Origin of the sequence: Thermococcus sp. LS2 (assembly GCF_012027375.1) — an archaeon.
Taxonomy (GTDB): domain Archaea; phylum Methanobacteriota_B; class Thermococci; order Thermococcales; family Thermococcaceae; genus Thermococcus_B.
In genome coordinates this window covers 1-581 of the sequence record NZ_SNUI01000027.1, presented here as the reverse complement: position 1 = coordinate 581, position 581 = coordinate 1, and the positions used below count along the sequence as shown (strand labels likewise).

Sequence of the window (581 nt, the reverse complement as noted above, 5' to 3'; positions counted from 1 at the left end):
ACGGGTGATGCTTTCAATCTCTTCGTCATGATTGAGGTCACGAGTATAGCAGCTTATGCCTTAGTAATGTTCTATCGCGATAGGGGTGACTCAGTCACTGCAGGATTTAAATACGCTCTGATTGGTGCAATTGGTACTACAATGTACTTCTTAGCGCTTGGAATTCTCTACGGGGCTTTTGGTACGGTGAATTTTGCTGACTTAGCGGCAAAAGTTCATGGAATGTCATTCCCAGTTACTGGAACGCCAGTTGGGAATATTGCCCTTGCGTCTGGTGTTGCTTTGGCTTTAGCTACGTGGGCTTTCCTTATTAAGGCTGCCATCGTGCCGAATCACTTCTGGCTTCCAGAGGCCCACCCAGCGGCACCAAGCCCAATTTCAGCAGTGTTGAGTGGTCTCGTAGTAAACGTTGGTGTTTATGCTTTGATTAGATTCATTTACACAGTTTACGGTGGCCAGTTAACTCCAGAGCTTGCTCATGTAGTCAGCATGTTAAGCACGATTGTAATAGTTTTGGGAGCAGTGTCTGCACTCTTTGGTGCCTTGATGATGAATGTTCAGAGGGATGTTAAGAAGCTCAT

1 protein-coding gene is annotated in these 581 nt (G+C 46.0%); it reads left to right on the top strand.

Annotation, left to right across the window (positions count from 1 at the left end; translation table 11 throughout):
• Positions 1-581: proton-conducting transporter membrane subunit (locus E3E24_RS12550; RefSeq protein ID WP_304940805.1), on the top strand; the 581-nt coding region annotated here is incomplete at both ends.